Source organism: Jannaschia sp. M317 (assembly GCF_025141175.1).
Lineage (GTDB): Bacteria > Pseudomonadota > Alphaproteobacteria > Rhodobacterales > Rhodobacteraceae > Jannaschia.
Map to the genome: position 1 here is coordinate 1,291,106 of NZ_CP081155.1, position 17,470 is coordinate 1,308,575.

Consider the following 17,470-nt stretch of genomic DNA (forward strand, 5'->3'; position numbering starts at 1 on the left):
TCACCTCTGCGTTACCCGACCCGCAAAAGTCAGCGCGCGTGGCCCAATTGCAAGGGCCACGCGCAGCAAGGTCAGGCCGTCTTGCGCGGACGACGGCGACGGTTGCCGCCGCCACCGGCGGGCTTGGCCGCGCCTTGGGGGCGACCGCCGCCCCCGCCGCCACCACCACTGCGACGACGACCGCCGCCGCCGCCGCCACGCTTGGGCTTGGCCTCTTCCTGCGACGGGGCCCAGCGGCGACCGGTCGCCACGGGAATTTCGCGGCGAATGACCTTTTCGATGTCCTTCAGTTCCGACATCTCGTCGGGCGCGCACAGCGTGATCGCGGCCCCTTCGCGCCCGGCGCGGGCCGTGCGGCCGATACGGTGCACATAGGTTTCGGGCACGTTGGGCAGGTCGAAGTTATAGACGTGCTTGACGACCGGGATGTCCAGGCCGCGCGCGGCCACATCGGTGGCGACCATCACGGGCGCGTCGCCCTTGGTGAACGCCTCCAACGCGCGGGTGCGCTGTCCCTGGCTGCGGTTGCCATGGACCGCGACGGCCTCGATGCCAGCCTTGGACAGCTGCTTGGCCAACCGGTCCGAGCCGTGCTTGGTGCGGGCAAAGACCAGCGCGGCCTCGCCCTCGTGCTGGCGCAGCAGTTCCATCAGCAGGGTTGGCTTTTCGGCCTTGGCGATGAAGTGGATCGACTGCTCGATCTTGTCGGCGGTCTGGCCCGAGGTCGCGACCTGCACCCGCGCGGGGTTTTGCAGATAGGTGGCGGCCAGGCTTTCCATATCCTTGGGCATGGTGGCCGAGAACAGCATCGTCTGGCGTTCGCTGGACAGCTTTGCCGCGATCTTCTTCAGGTCATGGATGAACCCCATGTCGAGCATCTGGTCCGCTTCGTCCAGCACCAGGAAATGCGTCGAATCGAGGCGCACCGCACCCCGGTCCATCAGGTCCAGCAGGCGGCCCGGCGTGGCGACCAGCAGGTCCACACCGCGTTCCATCCGTTTGATCTGCGGGTTGATGCCCACACCGCCGACGACCTTGGCAACCCGCAGGTGGCTGCCTTTGATGAAACCGTCCAGGCTTTCGCCGATCTGGTTCACCAGTTCGCGGGTAGGGGCCAGGATCAGGGCGCGGGTGGTGCGGGCGGCGGGGCGCAGCTCCTCGCTCAGCAGGTGCTGCACCAGCGGCAGGCCAAAGGCCGCCGTCTTGCCGGTGCCGGTCTGGGCCAGGCCCAGCACGTCGCGCCCGTTCAACGCATGCGGAATCGCCTGCTGCTGAATGGGGGTCGGGTCCTTGATGCCCATGTCGGTCAGGGCAGTGATGAGTCGGGGCTTCAGCCCCAGCATGTCGAAATCCATAAATATTCCTGTCGCGCGCGCGGCGCGCGGTCTGGCACGCCTCCGGCGCGCGGTTGAGGGTCACGGGACCGGTTGTCCCGCGCCTCCCTGGCGTGATCCTTGGGAAAGCGTCCCGCCAATCGTGGGGATGCCCAATGGGGCACCCGGCTCACGCGGCCCGAAGGGCGGGGTTGAGCGCCATGTGGGGGATTGGGGCCGATATGTCAACGCCGCCCGAGGCCCGCAGCAAGCCAAGGCTCGCCCGATGGGCCGTTTGCGGCTAGGCTGGGTGCGACGACAAGGGGGGCCGAAATGCAGACAGACAGCTATGATAACCCGCTTTCGACCCGGTCAGAGGTCGCGCAGGGGCATTACAACGAGGGCCTCGACCGCATCCTGGTCGCCGGGGCCCATCCCAGTGCAGCCTTTCGCGCGGCGGTTGAGGCGGACGACGGTTTTGCCTTGGGGCACGCGGGGCTGGCCCGCGCCTGCCAGTTCGAGGGCGACGGCCCCGGTGCCCAGGCCGCCATCGCGCGCGCGCGCCAACTGACCGGCGGGCTGTCGACGCGGGAGGCGTCGCATATCAACGCAATCGGCCTGCTGATCGACGGCGCGCCGGGGGCGGCCTATCCAGCCATCCGCGCCCATCTGGCCTGTCATCCCCGCGATGCCCTTGTCGCACAGACCTGCAGCTCGGTCTTTGGCCTGATCGGGTTTTCCGGCCGGCCAGGGCGCGAGGCGGAAATCCTCGCCTTTGTCGCGGGTCTGCTGCCGCACTACGGCGCGGATTGGTGGATGGAGAGCCAGTATGCCTTTGCGCTGTGCGAAAATGGCGATCTGGAGCGGGCGGATGCCTACGTCGACCGATCCCTGGCCCTGCGCCCGCGCAACGCCAACGGCGCTCATATCCGCAGCCACGTCTACTACGAAAGCGGCGAGACGGATCTGGGGCGCAGCTATCTGGCCGACTGGCTGAAGGGGTATGACCGGGCCGGGGCCATCCACGGGCATCTGTCCTGGCACGCCGCGCTGTGGTCGCTGGAGCAGGGGGATCACGCGACCATGTGGGCGCGGATCGACGGGGATGTCGCGCCGGGCGTGAACGAGGGGTTGCCGATCAACGTGTTGACCGACACCGCGTCGATCCTGTACCGGGCCGATCTTGCGGGATTGACGGTGGACGCGGCGCGTTGGGCCGATCTCAGCCGCTATGCCGCCCAGGTGTTTCCGAAGCCTTCGCTGGGCTTCATCGATTTTCACGCGGCGATGGCCCATGCCATGGCGGGCGACGGGGCGGCGCTGGCGCGGATCACCGAGGCCCCCAATGCCCTGAACGGTGACCTGGTTGTCCCGGTGGCCGAGGCGTTTGCCGCTTACGCCCGCCAGGATTGGGAGGGCGGCGTGGCCCTGTTGACCCAGGCCCTGTCCGACAGCGCGCGCCTCGGCGGCAGCCGGGCGCAAAGGGATGTTCTGGAACTGGCGCTGCTGAATGGTTTGCTGCGACTGGGCCGAGACACGGAGGCGCAGCGCCTGTTGGTCCTGCGTCGTCCGGTCCTGACCGGATCGGCCCTGGTTCATGGCATGACGGCGCATTAACCGCGGGCGTAGACGTCCTCGTAGCGGATGATGTCGTCTTCGCCCAGGTAGGCGCCGGTCTGCACCTCGATCAGGACCATGGGCACCTTGCCCGGGTTCTCCATCCGGTGCGTGGCCCCCAGGGGGATGTAGACGGACTGGTTCTCGCTCACCAGTTTGACTTCGTCGTCAACGGTGACGCGGGCGGTCCCCTCGACGACGATCCAATGCTCGGACCGGTGGTGATGCGACTGCAGGCTGAGCGCGGCACCGGGGTGCACGACGATACGTTTGACCTGGAACCGGTTGCCGATCACCAGGCTTTCGAACCAACCCCAGGGGCGGTGGTCCTTGGGGAAGGCGACGGCCTGTGTGGCCTGTTTCGCCTTGAGCCGGGCAACGGCTTCCTTGACGTCCTGCGCCCGCGAGGCGTCGGCCACCAGCACGGCGTCGGGCATCGCCACAGCCACGATGTTCTTCAGGCCCAGGCCCACGATTTCCAGGCGCGGATCCTCGGAGCGCAGCAGGCTGTCGTCGCAGTCGATGGCCGTGGCGGCACCATAGGTGGCGACGCCGCGCGCGTCGCGGTCGCCTTCGCGCCAGACCGCATCCCAGCCGCCCAGGTCGGACCAGCCTGCGTTGAACGGCACGACCGAAAGGGTGTCTGCCCGTTCCATCACCGCATAGTCGACCGAAATGTCGGGCAGCGTTTCCCAGGCAGCCGGATCCAGCCGCAAGAAGCCCAGGTCCGTCTCGGCCCGTTCGACCGCTTGGCGGACGGGGGACATCAGTTCGGGCGCATGTGAGGCAAAGGCGGCCAGGATGGACTTGACCGAAAACAGATAGATTCCCGCGTTCCAAAGGAACGTGCCGGCGGCCAGCATCTGCTCGGCGGTCGCGGCATCGGGCTTTTCGACGAACCGTGTCAGCGGCATGGCCCCGCCGTTGGGCGTCTCGGGCAGTTCGAGATAGCCATAGCCGGTTTCCGCATGGGTCGGATGGATGCCGAAGGTGACGATGCGCCCGTCCTGGGCCGCCGCGACGCCGGTATCGACGGCCGCGCGGAAGGCGGCGGCATCTGGAACGACGTGGTCCGAGGGGGCCACGAGGATCAAGGCCTCGGGGTCCATGTCCGCCAGGTAGACGGCTGCGGCCAGGATCGCAGGTGCGGTGTTGCGCCCTTCGGGTTCGATCAGGATGGCACCTGGATCGATGCCCACCTCGGCCAGTTGTTCGGTCACGATAAAGCGGAAATCGGAATTGGTCAGCACCGTCGGTGCCGCGTAATCCGGGCCGGACAGACGCTCTGCCGAGGCCTGGAACAGCGTCGTCTGACCGGTCAGGGGGACGAACTGCTTGGGATAGCTCTTGCGAGACAGGGGCCACAGACGGGTGCCGGAGCCACCGCAAAGAAGAACAGGATAAATGGTCGCCACGGGCACCGCTCCGACGTTTTGTTTTGTTTCGATAAAGCAGTGCAATGCGGCAGCACTAAGGAATTCTGCAACGCTTTCGCACCAGTGGCGGCGGAACATCCCGCCCATGCCGGGTGTTCCCCCCTGACTGCAAACAAGCGAGAGGAGTTCCGCCATGAACGCCCCCCATATTCCGGCCCAAAGCCAGGACGCCATGCCCGCCCATGAGTACAAGATGGACCCGGCCCCCGACTATGCCCCGCGCCACCCCGGTGCGGACAAGTTGAAGGACAAAGTCGCGCTGATCACCGGCGGCGACAGCGGCATCGGCCGCGCCGTGTCGGTCCTGTTCGCCCGCGAGGGTGCCAAGATCGCCATTGCCTACCTGGAAGAAGACCGCGACGCCGAGGAGACCAAGCGCCTGGTCGAGGCGGAGGGCGGCGAATGCCTGCTGATCCCCGGCGACCTGGGGGCGAAGGCCCATTGCGAGGCGACCGTGCAGAAGGTGATCGACACCTATGGCCAGCTTGACGTGCTGATCAACAACGGCGCGCAGCAGTGGCTGGACGAAGACTTTGCCGCCCTGGACGAGGACAAGATCGACCGGATGATGGCCTCCAATGTGAAGGCCTACATGTTCACCACCCAGGCCGCCCTGCCGCATCTGAAGGAAGGGGCCGCGATCGTGAACACTTCGTCGGTCAACGCGTTTGCGGGCATGGGCTCGCTGATCACCTATTCAACGACGCGCGGTGCTTCGCTGGCCTTCAGCCGGTCGCTGGCGGGCAACCTTGCGGACAAGGGCATCCGCGTCAATTCGGTCGCGCCCGGCCCGATCTGGACCCCGTTCATTCCAGGCACCATGCCCGCGGACAAGGTCGAAGATTTTGGCACGCAGACGCCCATGGGCCGCGCGGGTCAACCGTGGGAGGTGGCGACCGCCTTCCTGTTCCTGGCCAGCGACGACGGCAATTACTTTACCGGCCAGACGCTGCACCCGAACGGCGGCATGGTGGTCGGGGCCTGATCCGCCCCTAGGTTCGACCTGGATGGGACGCCCCGCGCGGGCGTCCCTCTTTTCATGAAAGGATGCCGATGCCCGACCGCCCCTGGCCCGCCGCGCCCGTGATCTATCAAATCTATCCGCGCTCGTTCCGCGACACGACCGGCAGCGGCACGGGTGACCTGAACGGCATCACCAGCAAGCTGGAATTCGTGGCGGACCTGGGGGTCGACGCGATCTGGTTGTCGCCGTTCTACCCGTCGCCGATGAAGGATGGGGGCTATGATATCGCCGACCACATGGAGGTGCACCCCGCGCTGGGCACGTTGGGTGATTTCGACCACCTCGTGGCCCGGGCACATGACCTGGGCGTGCGGGTGATGATCGACCAGGTGTTCAACCACACCTCGACCGAGGCTCCGTGGTTCAAGCGTTCGGTCGCGCGCGATCCCGTCTATGATGACTACTACGTCTGGGCAGATCCGAAACCGGACGGCACCCAACCCAACAACTGGCTGTCGCAATTCGGCCCCCCCGCCTGGACCTGGAACCACAAGCGGCGGCAGTATTATTTTCACAACTTCACGTCGGATCAGCCCAGCCTGAACCTGCGCAATGCGGACGTTCAGGCCGAGTTGAAGCAGATCATGCAGTTCTGGCGCGACCGGGGTGTCGACGGCTTTCGCATCGACGCGGTGACGTCGCTGCTGTTCGACCCGTCGCTGAAGGACAATCCGCCTGCCACGCCAGAGGTGCGGGACAAGGTCTCGGGCGAGAACTTCGTGCCCTACACCTATCAGGACCACGCCCATGACATCCTGCCGGGCGACGGCGTGGACTATATCCAGAACCTGCGCGACTGGGCCGGAGAGGGGGCGTTTCTGATCGGCGAGGTCACGTCCGGCAACAAATCCGTCGACCTGGCCTGCCGTTTGGTGGCCGATGGCGGGATGAGCGCGGCCTATACGACCGACCTGCCGGAAAAGAAGGCGACCGCCGCCGCCTATGCCGACATTCTGGATCGGTCAGACGACCCCGGCCACCTCGGCTGGTGGCTGTCGTCCCACGACCAGACGCGGCATCTGGGCAAAGCGGGCGACGGGTCGGCGCGCGAAGCCAGGTTCTTTGCCCTGCTCTTGGCCACCGCACCCGGTTCCGTGCTGATCTATCAAGGAGAGGAGCTTGGCCTGGTTCAGCCGGCCCTGCCCAAGGCGGCGGTCACGGACCCGCTTGATCTGCTCTATTGGCCCGACGGGCCGGGGAGAGAAGGCGCGCGCGTGCCCTATCCTTGGGCCGAGGGTGGCAACCGTGGGTTCACCACGGGCGCGCCGTGGTTGCCGATGGATTGGCCCGAGGGGATTTCCGCCTCGGTGCAGCACATCGACAAAGGCAGTGTCCTGAATTTCTACCGCGACGCCTTGGCGTTCCGGCGCGCCTCAATGCAGGATCTGACGCTTCGGCACTGGGAACGGGACGGCGACGTGATCCGCCTGAGCTATCCCGCCGCCTATGTCGTCCTGAACTTCGGAGCAGAGGCGGTCGAGGTAGAGGGGGCAGCCGACCTGTCTTCGGACAGGATCGACGGCACCTTGCCGGGACGGGCCGGGGCGGTCTGGCTGCGTTAGGGGCGATCTGGTCGGGCGTGCACCCTGGCTTCATTGGCGCGCGGCACACCTGACGTCTGTCGCGCCACCGCAGGGGTATTGCCTGCGGCGGCGCAAAGGCTTGTGTCTGACTGCCCGTTCAGACGCGATATTCGGTCGGGCGGCGATAGGCGGGGCTCGCCGGATGGCGATCGGGTTTTTCGCGTGCTTCGACTTTGGGACTGGATCCCGACGTCAGGCCCCGACCCAGCAGGTAGCCGAGCCCCAGCAGCGCCGCTGCCCCCCCGAAGGCAAGCGTCTTGCGTGCCGCGTCGCTGTCCAGGGTGATGCCATCGTCTTTGGCGCGCGCGTCGAAGCCGCCGTGTGCCCGCGCGGAAATGTCGGGGTGGGGGCCGTCCAGGTTGTCGCGGGCGTCGGTGTCCGGGCGGTCGGATTTCTGCGTTTCGATCCCCATCTCGGTCAGCTGTCTTTCGACCAGTGGCGGAAACAGGATATTGCCGATCAGCAGCTTCAGGACCGAGCGGCCCACCAGGATTTCTCGTGCGTTCTGGTCGATTGCGCGCAGGATGCCACGGGCCGCGACTTCGGGTTGAAAGATCGGCGGGGCCGGTTGCGGGTGGCGATCCAGACGGTTCCGGGCCCAGTCGAACTGCGGCGTGTTCACTGCGGGCAGCTGCACCATGGACAGGGTGATGGGCCGCCCCTCACGCGCAAGTTCGATCCGCAACGCCTGAGTGAAACCACGCACCGCATGTTTCGCCCCGCAATAGGCGGCCTGTCCCGGGACCGACACATAGGCCAGCCCGGAACCGACGTTGACGATATTCCCCTGCGCCATGACCGACAGCGCCGCGCGGCACCCGTTCACGGTGCCCAGATAGGTGGTGTCGGTGATCTTGCGGAACTCGGCCTCGTCGACCATGTCGAAGGTCGAAAAACTGGTGAGCATGGCGGAATTCACCCAGATCTCTGGCGCGCCCAGGTCCGAGGCGATGTCAGAGGCCGCGCGCATCACCGCGTCGCCATCGCTGACGTCCAGGGCGCGGGTCCAGATCTGCGCCCCCAACTCTTGTTGCATCTGCGCCAGGCGCGCCTCACCGCGGGCCAGAACAGCCACGCGGTATCCGCGTGCGATCAGGGCGTCGACGGTGGCGCGCCCGACCCCTGCGGTTCCGCCTGCGACGACGGCGACGGGATTGTGATCACGGGTCATTCTGGTCGTCTCCTTCAGATAGGTTGCCTGCAAAACGCGCGCCCGCTTGCAGCGGTTCCGGCGCATTTTTCCGGCTTTCCCGGAACTTCGCCCCCCGGTCACCGCGTTGGGAAGGCAGATCCCAAACGGGAAAGGAGAGACCAATGAATACGCTGACCGACCTCTATCTGGACGAACTCAAGGACATCCGGTCCGCCTGTGCGCAATCGCGCGAGGTGACGATCAAGCTGGAAGAAGCCGCGACCGATCCCGCGCTGAAAGAGGCGCTGCATGCCGGTCACAAGGGCATTTCCGACGGCATCGCGATGCTGGACCAGGTCATCAAGGGCCACGGGGCCGACCCCGATGGCGAATTCTGCAAGGGAATGGAAGGCCTGGTGAAAGAGGCCAGGAAGCACGCGCTGGACGAAGATTTCGGCGACGACGCGGTGCGCGATGCGATGATCATCACTCAGTATCAGCGCATGGCCCACTATGCGATTGCCGGCTACGGCTGCGTCAAGGCGTTTGCCAAACGTCTGGGCCTGGACGAAGACGCCCGCCACCTCGACACCCATCTGAGCAACACCTACGACGGTGACGAAAAGATGACCGAACTGGCAATGGGTGGCATCAACGCCGACGCCAAGGCTGCGTAAGCCTTGACCGACCGATGATCGAGGGCGGCCCCGGTGGGCCGCCCTTTGTCGTCTCAGGTGGTCACGTCAGGGTCGATGCGCCCGATGTGCCCCTGGAAATCGGCCAGCGCCAAGGTCGCGGCACGCACGTCGTCCAGTTTGGACGGGTCGTCCAGATCGTCCGCGCTGAACGCCTCCAGGTAGCAGCGGATCGTTGCGCCGACGGTCCCCGTTCCAGAGGTGCGTAGCATGGCGCGCGCGCCCCCCTCGTAGCCGATCATCAGCCCCTGATTGGCGCTGACCGAGCCGTCGACCGGATCGTTGTAGGTAAACTCTTCTGCCGTCTCGACCGTCAGACCGGCAAAGGTCTGACCGGGCAGGCTGTCCAGCCGTGCGCGCACCCCGTCCATGAGCGCATCCGCCCCTTCGGTCGGGACGGCTTCGAAATCGAGACGAGTATAATAGTTCCGTCCGTAGTCATCCCAATGCGCCGCCAACAGATCCGCCACCGACATCTTGCGCGCGGCCAGGATGTTCAGCCAGAACAGCACAGCCCAAAGGCCGTCCTTTTCGCGGATGTGGTCCGATCCCGTGCCCGCGCTTTCCTCGCCGCAGATGGTGACCTTGCCCGCGTCCAGCAGGTTGCCGAAGAATTTCCAGCCTGTGGGCGTGGCATAGATGCCGATGCCCAGTTTCTCGGCCACGCGGTCGGCGGCCCCCGACGTCGGCATCGACCGCGCCACGCCAGCCAGGCGTCCGGCATAGGCGGGCACGTGCTGCGCATTGGCGGCCAGCACCGCCAGGCTGTCTGACGGCGACACATAGGCCCCGCGGCCCACGATCATGTTGCGGTCGCCGTCCCCGTCCGAGGCCGCACCGAAATCGGGGGCATCCGGTCCCATCATCCGGTCCATCAGCTCCTTGGCCCAGACCGGGTTCGGGTCGGGGTGCCCGCCGCCGAAGTCCGGGGACGGCGTGCCGTTGACCACCGATCCAGCGGGGGCACCCAGCGTTCCCTCCAGGATCTTGGTGGCATAGGGGCCGGTGACCGCGTGCATGGCGTCAAAGCTGATCGTGAATCCGCCCGCGATCATCGCGCGGATCGCGTCGAAGTCGAAGATCGAGGCCATCAGCGTCTCGTAATCCGTGACCGGGTCCACGATGGTGACGGCCATCTCGCCCAGTGTCGTGTCGCCGTCGGAGTTCAGATCCACATCGGGCACGTCGGCCTTGTGATAGACGTCGATGGTCTTGGTCCGCTCGAAAATCGCGTTGGTCACACCCTCGGGGGCAGGGCCGCCGTTGGGCGTGTTGAACTTGATGCCGAAATCCTCGTCCGGGCCGCCGGGGTTGTGGCTGGCCGACAGGATGATGCCGCCGTCGGTCTTGTTCAGACGGATCAGGTGCGACGCGGCAGGCGTCGACAAAAGGCCGCCGCGTCCGACGATGACCCGCGCGGCCCCGTTGGCGGCGGCCATCTTCAGGATCGTCTGGATCGCCTCGGCATTGAAATAGCGTCCGTCTCCGCCGACCACGAAGGTCTTGCCCGCTGCCCCGCCGATGCCGTCGAAAATCGCCTGAACGAAGTTTTCCAGGTAACCGGGTTCCATGAACACGCGGGTCTTCTTGCGCAGGCCAGAGGTGCCGGGTTTCTGCCCGTCGATGGGCTGTGTTGTGTGTTGGGTCATGTCTCGGTCCTCGATGGCTCAAGCGATAGGGCGATGACGGAGGCGGCCGGGATCGGCGCGCTTCGCTGGTCGGGTTCCTCTGCCACGAGGGCATCCGGAGCGGTGGTGTCGATGTGGCGGGTCCAGACCGTGCCCTCGGGGGCGGGTGGCAGGCTGACGCGGGCGGGACGGTCGGCGCGGTTGAAGGCGATCAGAACGACGTCCGTCTCGCTTTCGTTCACGGTGGTTTCCGCCGAAGGCCGCTTGACCAGACAGAACCGCGCCAGCGCCGGATCGCGCCATTCCAGCGGTTGACCGGCAAAGTCGCGCCAGATCACATCGGGCATCCCGTCCGCCTCGCGCTGACGTCCATGCAGGAAACGGGACTGCCGCACCGTGGCGTGGTCGCGTCGAAAGGCGGACAGACGCGCGACAAAGGCCGTCAACGCGTCGTCCCCGGACCAATCGATCCATCCGATGTCGCTGTCCTGGCAATAGGCGTTGTTGTTGCCGCCCTGGCTGTTGCCGACCTCGTCGCCGGCCAGCAACATGGGCGTGCCCTGCGACAGGAACATCGTCGCCAGCAAGTTGCGCGCCCGCAGCGCCCGCTTGGCCAGGATCACGGGATCGTCGGTCGCCCCTTCGACCCCGCAGTTGTCGGAGTAATTGCCGGAATGCCCGTCGCGGTTGTCTTCGAGGTTCGCGGCGTTGTGTTTTTCGTTGTAGGCCGTGACGTCAGCCAGGGTGAATCCATCGTGGCTGGTCAGGAAATTGATCGACGCCCAGGTCCGCCGCCCGTTGCAATCGAACTTGTCGGCAGAGCCCAGCAGCTTGCCGCCCAACTCCTGCGTGGCGTGGTCGTCGCCTTTCCAGAATCGCCGCGCGGTGTCGCGGAACCCGTCGTTCCACTCGGAGAATTCGTAGGGGAAATTGCCCAGTTGATAGCCACCGGGCCCCAGGTCCCAGGGTTCGGCAATCAGACGCACCTGGCTGAGGATCGGATCCTGGCGCAACGCGTCGAGAAAGCCGCCATGGGGGTCGAACCCATAGCTTTCGCGCCCCAGCGTCGTCGCCAGATCGAACCGAAAACCGTCGATCCCCATCTGCGTCACCCAGAACCGCAGGCTGTCCAACACCATCCGCAGGACGTGCGGGTTGGTCATGTTCAGCGTATTTCCGGTGCCCGCGTCATTCACATAATAGCGTTTTTGCCCGTCGATCAGGCGGTAGTAGCTGGCATTATCGAGGCCGCGGAACGCCAGGGTCGGGCCGGTCTGATCGCCCTCGGCGGTGTGGTTGTAGACCACGTCCATCAGCACCCGGATGCCCGCATCGTGGAACCGCTGCACCATGGCGCGGAACCCGGCAAACCCGGCGGGGCCGAAATAGCGCGGCTCGGGCGCGAAAAACCCGATCGTATTATACCCCCAGTAGTTGCGCAGTCCCTTTTCGATCAGGAAACCGTCGTCGGGGAAGGCCTGCACCGGCAGCAATTCGATGGTGGTGGCCCCGATCCGGTGCAGATGTTCGATCACCGAATCCGAGGCCAGACCCTCGTAGGTGCCGCGCAGATGCTCCGCCACGTCGGGGTGCAGCATGGTCAGGCCCTTGGCGTGGGCCTCGTAGATCAGCTCCGACGCAGGCACACCGGCAAGCGGGCTGAGCGCCGGTTCAAACAAGTCGGGCCGCGAGATCACCGATTTGGGCACGAACGGCGCGCTGTCGCGGGCATCGAATGACAGGTCGACCGATGGATCCATGCGATCAAACCCGTAGGTTTCCGAGGCGTGGGCGAACCGTCCGTGAAATTCGCGCGCATAGGGGTCGATCAGCAGCTTGTTGGCGTTGAACCGGTGGCCTCGCTCCGGCTGATAGGGACCATCCACCCGGTAGCCGTACAGCGTTCCGTAAGGCAGCCCGGCTACATAGCCGTGCCAGATCGGTCCGGTGCGTTCCGGCAGCGGCAGGCGCGCGACCTCTTGCTGGCCGTCGGGCGAAAAGAGACACAAGCTGACCTGTGTCGCATGTTCGGAATAGACGGCGAAATTCGCCCCCTCGCCGTCGTGGGTCACGCCCATGGTTTTGGGCGTGCCGCTGGTGAGTGTGTATTGGGTCACGTCAGCCTTCGATCAGGTCAGTGAACAGCGCGTGATAGGCCTGCGCAGAGGCGTCCCATCCCACCGGCTGACGCATAGCCCGTCTCTGCATCCCCGCCCAGACCTTGGGCTGGGCATAAAGCGAGATGGTGCGCGAAATCGCCTGTTCCAGCGCGGGCGCGGTGATCGGGGCGAATTGCACACCCGTGGCCACACCCATATCCAAGGCCGCTGGATTGGCGTCGATCACCGTATCGGCCAACCCACCCGTGCGCGCCACAACCGGGATCGTGCCATAGCGCAGACCATACAGCTGCGTCAGGCCGCAGGGTTCGAACCGCGACGGGATCAAGATGGCGTCGGACCCGGCCTGCATCAGGTGCGACAGCGGCTCATCATAGCCGATGATCGTGCCGACCTGGCCCGGGTAGCGACTGGCCGCCTCGGCAAAGCCACGCTCCAACCCCTTGTCGCCACTGCCAAGCAGGGCCAGCCGCCCCCCTTCGGCCAACATCGCGGGCAGGGCCTCAAGCAGCAGGTCCAGGCCTTTCTGTTCGGTCAGGCGGCTGATCACGCAAAACAGCGGGCCGTCGCCCGGTGCCAACCCAAAGCGGGCCTCCAGCACGGATTTGTTCGCGGCCTTCCGCTTGAGTGTGCGGGCGGAATAGGGCGTGTCGATGGAAGGATCGTCGTCCGGGTTCCAGACGTCCAGATCAATGCCGTTCACGATGCCGGACAAATCCGATCGCCGCGCCCGCATGACCCCATCCAGCCCCATGCCGAACCCCGGCTCCATCAGTTCCCGCGCGTAGGTAGGGCTGACGGTCGTGATCCGGTCGGCCAGCATCAGCCCGGTCTTGAGAAAGCTGAAGCCGCCGTAATATTCGCCCCGGTCCACGTCGAACATGGAATGCGACAGGCCCAGCGGGCCCATCACCTCGGGGGCATAGACGCCCTGAAACGCGATGTTGTGAATGGTCATGACCGTCGGCACGTCCACTTGCCAGTCGGTCAGATAGGCGGGCACCAGTGCGGCCTGCCAATCATGGGCGTTGACCAGATCCGGCGTCCAGTCGCCCAGGTCGCCGCGGGCGATCATTGCCCCCACCCGGCTTAGGGCGCCGAAGCGCAGCGCGTTGTCGTGCCAATCCTGACCGTTGCCATCCAGATAAATGTTGCCGGGCCGGTCAAACAGATGCGGTGCGTCCAGCAGCAAAAGGTCGATGCCGCGCGCCGTGACCGCCAGCACCCGTGCCGGCCCGCCATGCAGATCCGGCAGCGACAGAACCTCGGTGCCCTGCGCCACTTCGCCCGACAAGGCAGGGTAGGCGGGCAGCAACACCCGGACCCTCGCCCCCAGGGGGGGCAGGGACTTGGGCACGGCTCCGATCACATCGGCCAGCCCGCCTGTCTTGATGAAGGGCGCGCATTCCGAGGCAACAAAGAGCAGGTTCATCAGTCTTCCAATCGGTCGATCATCTTTTTGGTGATCAGGCAGATCCCGTTTTCGGTGCGTCGGAACCGTTTCGCGTCCAGGTCCGGGTCTTCGCCCACGACCAGGCCTTCGGGGATATGCACCCCCCGGTCGATCACGACGTCCTTCAACCGTGCGTTTCGCCCGATGTCCACATAGGGCATGGCCACAACACCCGACAATTCCGCGTAGGAATGGGTTCGCACCCCGGTAAACAGCAAGCACCGGTCCAGCGTCGAGCCAGAGATGATGCAGCCCCCCGATACCATCGACGACACGGCATGCCCCTTACGGCCTGCTTCGTTGTGGATGAACTTGGCCGGGGCGGTCAGTTCCTGGTTGGTCCAGATCGGCCATTCGGTGTCGTAGAGGTCCAGCTCCGGCTCGAAATCGGTCAGGTCGATGTTGGCCTGCCAAAAGGCATCGACGGTGCCGACGTCACGCCAATAGGCCTTCTTTTCCAGCCCCGTCTTGACGCAAGAGCGGCCGAAGGGATGGGCGATGGCCTTGCCATTGGCGACGATGGCCGGAATGATGTCCTTGCCGAAATCGTTCTCGCTGTCGGGGTTGGCGTCGTCCGCGCGCAGCAGTTTTGCCAGGTACTCTGTCTCGAAGACGTAGATCCCCATCGAGGCCAGTGCCAGGTCCGGGTGGCCGGGCATCGCGGGCGGATCGGCGGGCTTTTCCATGAATTCGATGATGTTGTCGTTCTCGTCGACGTGCATCACGCCAAAGGCGCGGGCCTCCATCCGGGGGACTTCGATGCAGCCCACCGTCACATCCGCGCCGCTATCGACGTGGTGTTTGATCATCAGGGAATAGTCTTGCTTGTAGATGTGATCGCCCGCCAGGATCACGATGTACTTGGGACCGTAGCCTTCGATGATTTCCAGGTTCTGGGTCACGGCGTCGGCCGTGCCGCGATACCAGTTGTCGTTCCCCATCTGCTGCGAGGCAGGCAGAATATCGAGGCTCTCGTTGCGCTCGGCCCGGAAGAACGACCAGCCGCGTTGCAGGTGACGAATCAGGGAATGCGCCTTGTACTGGGTGGCGACGGCGATCCGGCGGATGCCGGAGTTCACGGCGTTGGACAGGGGAAAGTCGATGATCCGGCTCTTGCCGCCGAAATACATCGCCGGTTTGGCCCGGATGTCCGTCAGCTCGTAAAGTCGGCTGCCGCGACCTCCTGCCAGAACGAAGGCCATGCTCTGCTGCGCCAGCCGCTGCGATTCCCTGTCGGTCATGTCGTCTCCTCCCAAAGCGTCGTTCCCATTTAGTCTAGTTCGAAAATCAGTGTGGACAGAGGCGGCACCGTGATCACGATGCTCTGCGCCCGGCCCGAGGCGGCGATGTCCTCGGACGACACGCCCCCCAGGTTGCCCTCACCGGTGCCGCCATAGTCCAGCGCATCGGTGTTCATCCGCTCAGCCCAATGTCCGGCCTGGGGCACGCCGATGCGACGGCCCTCGCGCAGAACCGGGGTCATGTTGGTGACGACCACGACCGGTTTCGTCCCGTCTGCCCCCAGCCGGGCCCAGACGAACAGCGATTCCTCGACCGCGCCGCCTTCGATCCATTCGAAGCCCTCGGGCTTGGTGTCCCGCTCGAACAGGGCGGGCACCGCGCGGTAGGTCGCGTTCAGGTCGCGGACGAGTGCCTGAATGCCCTGATGCTGCGGGATATCCAGCAGGTGCCAGTCGAGCGAGCCGTCGTGGTTCCATTCGCGCCCCTGCGCGAACTCGCAGCCCATGAACAACAGTTTCTTGCCCGGATGCCCCCACATGAACCCCAGATACGCCCGCAGGTTGGCGAATTTCGCGTCGCCATCGCCGGGCATCTTGTCCAGCAGGCTGCCCTTGCCGTGCACCACCTCGTCATGGCTGATCGGCAGGACGAAGTTTTCCGAAAAGGCGTAGTTCAGCCCGAAGGTGATCAACCCGTGGTGATACTTCCGGTTGATCGGGTCCTCTTCCATGTAGCGCAGGGTGTCGTTCATCCACCCCATGTTCCACTTGTAGCCAAAGCCCAGTCCGCCGCTGTCGACCATGCCGGACACGGCCGGAAAGGCGGTGGATTCCTCGGCGATGGTCACGACTCCGTCCAGCTGTCCGTAGACGGTGACATTGGTCGATTGCAAAAAGGCGATGGCTTCCAGGTTTTCGCGCCCGCCGTCCTTGTTGGGGATCCATTCGCCGTCCTTGCGGGAATAATCACGATACAGCATCGAGGCCACGGCATCGACGCGCAGACCGTCGATGTGATGTTCGTCCAACCAGTAAAGCGCGTTGGCCGTCAGATAGTTCGACACCTCGGCACGGCCGTAGTTGAAGACCAGCGTGTTCCAATCCGGGTGGAACCCCTCGCGCCGGTCGGCATGTTCATAAAGCGGGGTGCCATCCAGCCGGCCCAGGCCATGCGCGTCCTCCGGGAAATGGCCCGGCACCCAGTCCAGGATCAGGCCCAGCCCCGCGACATGGCACGCCTCTACGAAGGCGCGGAATTCGCGCAGGGTGCCGTGTCGGATGGTGGGCGCGAACAGGCCGACCGGCTGATAGCCCCAGGACCCGTCAAAGGGGAATTCGCTGATCGGCATCAGCTCGATATGGGTGAAACCCATATCCCTGGCGTAGCGCACCAGGTCGTCGGCCAGTTCCAGGTAGGACAGGGGGCGGTTGCCGTCTTCGGGGACGCGCTTCCAGGATCCGAGGTGCACCTCGTAGACGGTGACGGGGGCGTCGACGGCGATGGCCTGCCCGCGCTTGCCCATCCAGTCCGCATCGGCCCAGTCGAAGCCGTCCAGCGCACGCACGACCGACGCCGTGGCGGGCGGGTGCTCGGCCCCGAAACCGAAGGGATCCGCCTTTTGCGGCAGCAGGTTGCCGTCGGCCCCGATGATTTCGTATTTGTAATGCTCGCCCTCGCCGATACGAGGGACAAAGATTTCCCAGACACCGGTAGTGCCCCGTCCACGCATCACGTGGCGGCGTCCGTCCCAGGTGTTGAAGTCGCCCACAACGGACACCCGCTGTGCATTGGGCGCCCAGATCGCGAAATGGGTGCCCGCGACGCCCTCATGGGTCATCACATGTGCCCCCAGCACGCGCCACAGTTGCCGGTGAGAGCCTTCGCCGATCAGATGCTCGTCCAGGTCGCCCATCACCGGGCCAAAGGCATAGGTATCCTCGGTCTCCCAGGTGGTGTCGTCATGGGTGACGCGCAGCAGATAGCGGAACCGGGTCTTGCGGCGGGTGGCGGCCTCGAACAGACCGTCGCGGACCTCTTTCAGGGTAGCAATCCGGCGTTTCGTCTTGGCGTCGATGACATCGACCGCGCTGGCACCGGGCAGGAACGCCCGCACGACCAGCTTGCCGTTCACCTCATGCAGGCCAAGGCAGGAAAAGGGGTCAGCGAGCCGGCCCGTGGTGATCGCTTCGATCTCCGCATCCGTCAGTGTCGTCATGATGACCCCCCA

Annotated in this window: 12 protein-coding genes; 4 read left to right on the forward strand and 8 right to left on the reverse strand. The window is 65.4% G+C overall.

The window, feature by feature from the left end:
- Nucleotides 1-71 precede the first annotated feature (71 nt).
- The gene (locus tag K3551_RS06765) at nt 72-1,355 is read right to left on the reverse strand and encodes a DEAD/DEAH box helicase (protein WP_259918707.1); all 1,284 of its coding nucleotides are present in this window, start codon (nt 1,353-1,355) and stop codon (nt 72-74) included.
- Between the two features lie 291 nt (nt 1,356-1,646).
- On the opposite strand from K3551_RS06765, the gene K3551_RS06770 reads away from it, so the two are divergent.
- On the forward strand, nt 1,647-2,930 hold the full coding sequence (locus tag K3551_RS06770; RefSeq protein WP_259918708.1) for a tetratricopeptide repeat protein: 1,284 nt from the start codon (nt 1,647-1,649) through the stop codon (nt 2,928-2,930).
- Here K3551_RS06770 and K3551_RS06775 read toward each other — a convergent pair.
- Complete coding sequence (locus tag K3551_RS06775) at nt 2,927-4,345, reverse strand: mannose-1-phosphate guanylyltransferase/mannose-6-phosphate isomerase (RefSeq protein WP_259918709.1); 1,419 nt, start codon at nt 4,343-4,345, stop codon at nt 2,927-2,929. The two genes, K3551_RS06770 and K3551_RS06775, sit on opposite strands and share 4 nt — an antisense overlap.
- Nucleotides 4,346-4,499: 154 nt before the next feature.
- Here K3551_RS06775 and K3551_RS06780 point away from each other — a divergent pair, with 154 nt between their 5' ends.
- Together K3551_RS06780 and K3551_RS06785 are read left to right on the forward strand one after the other, a co-directional pair.
- Complete coding sequence (locus K3551_RS06780) at nt 4,500-5,351, forward strand: SDR family oxidoreductase (protein WP_259918710.1); 852 nt, start codon at nt 4,500-4,502, stop codon at nt 5,349-5,351.
- Nucleotides 5,352-5,419: 68 nt separating this feature from the next.
- The gene (locus K3551_RS06785) at nt 5,420-6,952 is read left to right on the forward strand and encodes an alpha-amylase family glycosyl hydrolase (RefSeq protein WP_259918711.1); all 1,533 of its coding nucleotides are present in this window, start codon (nt 5,420-5,422) and stop codon (nt 6,950-6,952) included.
- Between the two features lie 118 nt (nt 6,953-7,070).
- Here K3551_RS06785 and K3551_RS06790 read toward each other — a convergent pair whose 3' ends face one another.
- Nucleotides 7,071-8,144, reverse strand: a complete 1,074-nt coding sequence (locus tag K3551_RS06790) for an SDR family oxidoreductase (RefSeq protein ID WP_259918712.1) — start codon at nt 8,142-8,144, stop codon at nt 7,071-7,073.
- Nucleotides 8,145-8,287: 143 nt separating this feature from the next.
- Between K3551_RS06790 and K3551_RS06795 the strand changes: the two genes are divergently transcribed.
- Nucleotides 8,288-8,782 (forward strand): DUF892 family protein, encoded by a 495-nt coding sequence (locus K3551_RS06795; protein WP_259918713.1) that lies wholly within the window; start codon nt 8,288-8,290, stop codon nt 8,780-8,782.
- Nucleotides 8,783-8,835: 53 nt separating this feature from the next.
- Here the strand turns inward: K3551_RS06795 and K3551_RS06800 are convergent, their stop codons facing one another.
- Genes K3551_RS06800 through glgB form a run of 5 tightly spaced genes read right to left on the reverse strand, consistent with a single transcriptional unit; the run spans nt 8,836 to nt 17,458 of the window.
- Complete coding sequence (locus K3551_RS06800) at nt 8,836-10,449, reverse strand: alpha-D-glucose phosphate-specific phosphoglucomutase (RefSeq protein ID WP_259918714.1); 1,614 nt, start codon at nt 10,447-10,449, stop codon at nt 8,836-8,838.
- Entirely contained in the window at nt 10,446-12,506 is a 2,061-nt protein-coding gene (gene glgX / locus K3551_RS06805) for a glycogen debranching protein GlgX (protein WP_259919508.1), read from the reverse strand. Before glgX ends, K3551_RS06800 begins: the two co-directional genes overlap by 4 nt.
- Nucleotides 12,507-12,546: 40 nt before the next feature.
- Nucleotides 12,547-13,980 (reverse strand): glycogen synthase GlgA, encoded by a 1,434-nt coding sequence (gene glgA, locus K3551_RS06810; protein WP_259918715.1) that lies wholly within the window; start codon nt 13,978-13,980, stop codon nt 12,547-12,549.
- Nucleotides 13,980-15,242 (reverse strand): glucose-1-phosphate adenylyltransferase, encoded by a 1,263-nt coding sequence (glgC, locus tag K3551_RS06815; protein ID WP_259918716.1) that lies wholly within the window; start codon nt 15,240-15,242, stop codon nt 13,980-13,982. Before glgC ends, glgA begins: the two co-directional genes overlap by 1 nt.
- A gap of 29 nt (nt 15,243-15,271) precedes the next feature.
- The gene (glgB, locus tag K3551_RS06820) at nt 15,272-17,458 is read right to left on the reverse strand and encodes a 1,4-alpha-glucan branching protein GlgB (protein ID WP_259918717.1); all 2,187 of its coding nucleotides are present in this window, start codon (nt 17,456-17,458) and stop codon (nt 15,272-15,274) included.
- Nucleotides 17,459-17,470 lie beyond the last annotated feature (12 nt).

What these genes read in the sequence shown, in the direction of transcription:
- K3551_RS06790 (WP_259918712.1), bottom strand. Translation starts at nt 8,144, where the DNA reads ATGACCCGTGATCACAATCCCGTCGCCGTCGTCGCAGGCGGAACCGCA.
- glgA (WP_259918715.1), bottom strand. Translation starts at nt 13,980, where the DNA reads ATGAACCTGCTCTTTGTTGCCTCGGAATGCGCGCCCTTCATCAAGACA.
- K3551_RS06795 (WP_259918713.1), top strand. Translation starts at nt 8,288, where the DNA reads ATGAATACGCTGACCGACCTCTATCTGGACGAACTCAAGGACATCCGG.
- K3551_RS06765 (WP_259918707.1), bottom strand. Translation starts at nt 1,355, where the DNA reads ATGGATTTCGACATGCTGGGGCTGAAGCCCCGACTCATCACTGCCCTG.
- K3551_RS06800 (WP_259918714.1), bottom strand. Translation starts at nt 10,449, where the DNA reads ATGACCCAACACACAACACAGCCCATCGACGGGCAGAAACCCGGCACC.
- glgX (WP_259919508.1), bottom strand. Translation starts at nt 12,506, where the DNA reads ATGGGCGTGACCCACGACGGCGAGGGGGCGAATTTCGCCGTCTATTCC.
- glgB (WP_259918717.1), bottom strand. Translation starts at nt 17,458, where the DNA reads ATGACGACACTGACGGATGCGGAGATCGAAGCGATCACCACGGGCCGG.
- glgC (WP_259918716.1), bottom strand. Translation starts at nt 15,242, where the DNA reads ATGACCGACAGGGAATCGCAGCGGCTGGCGCAGCAGAGCATGGCCTTC.
- K3551_RS06785 (WP_259918711.1), top strand. Translation starts at nt 5,420, where the DNA reads ATGCCCGACCGCCCCTGGCCCGCCGCGCCCGTGATCTATCAAATCTAT.
- K3551_RS06770 (WP_259918708.1), top strand. Translation starts at nt 1,647, where the DNA reads ATGCAGACAGACAGCTATGATAACCCGCTTTCGACCCGGTCAGAGGTC.
- K3551_RS06780 (WP_259918710.1), top strand. Translation starts at nt 4,500, where the DNA reads ATGAACGCCCCCCATATTCCGGCCCAAAGCCAGGACGCCATGCCCGCC.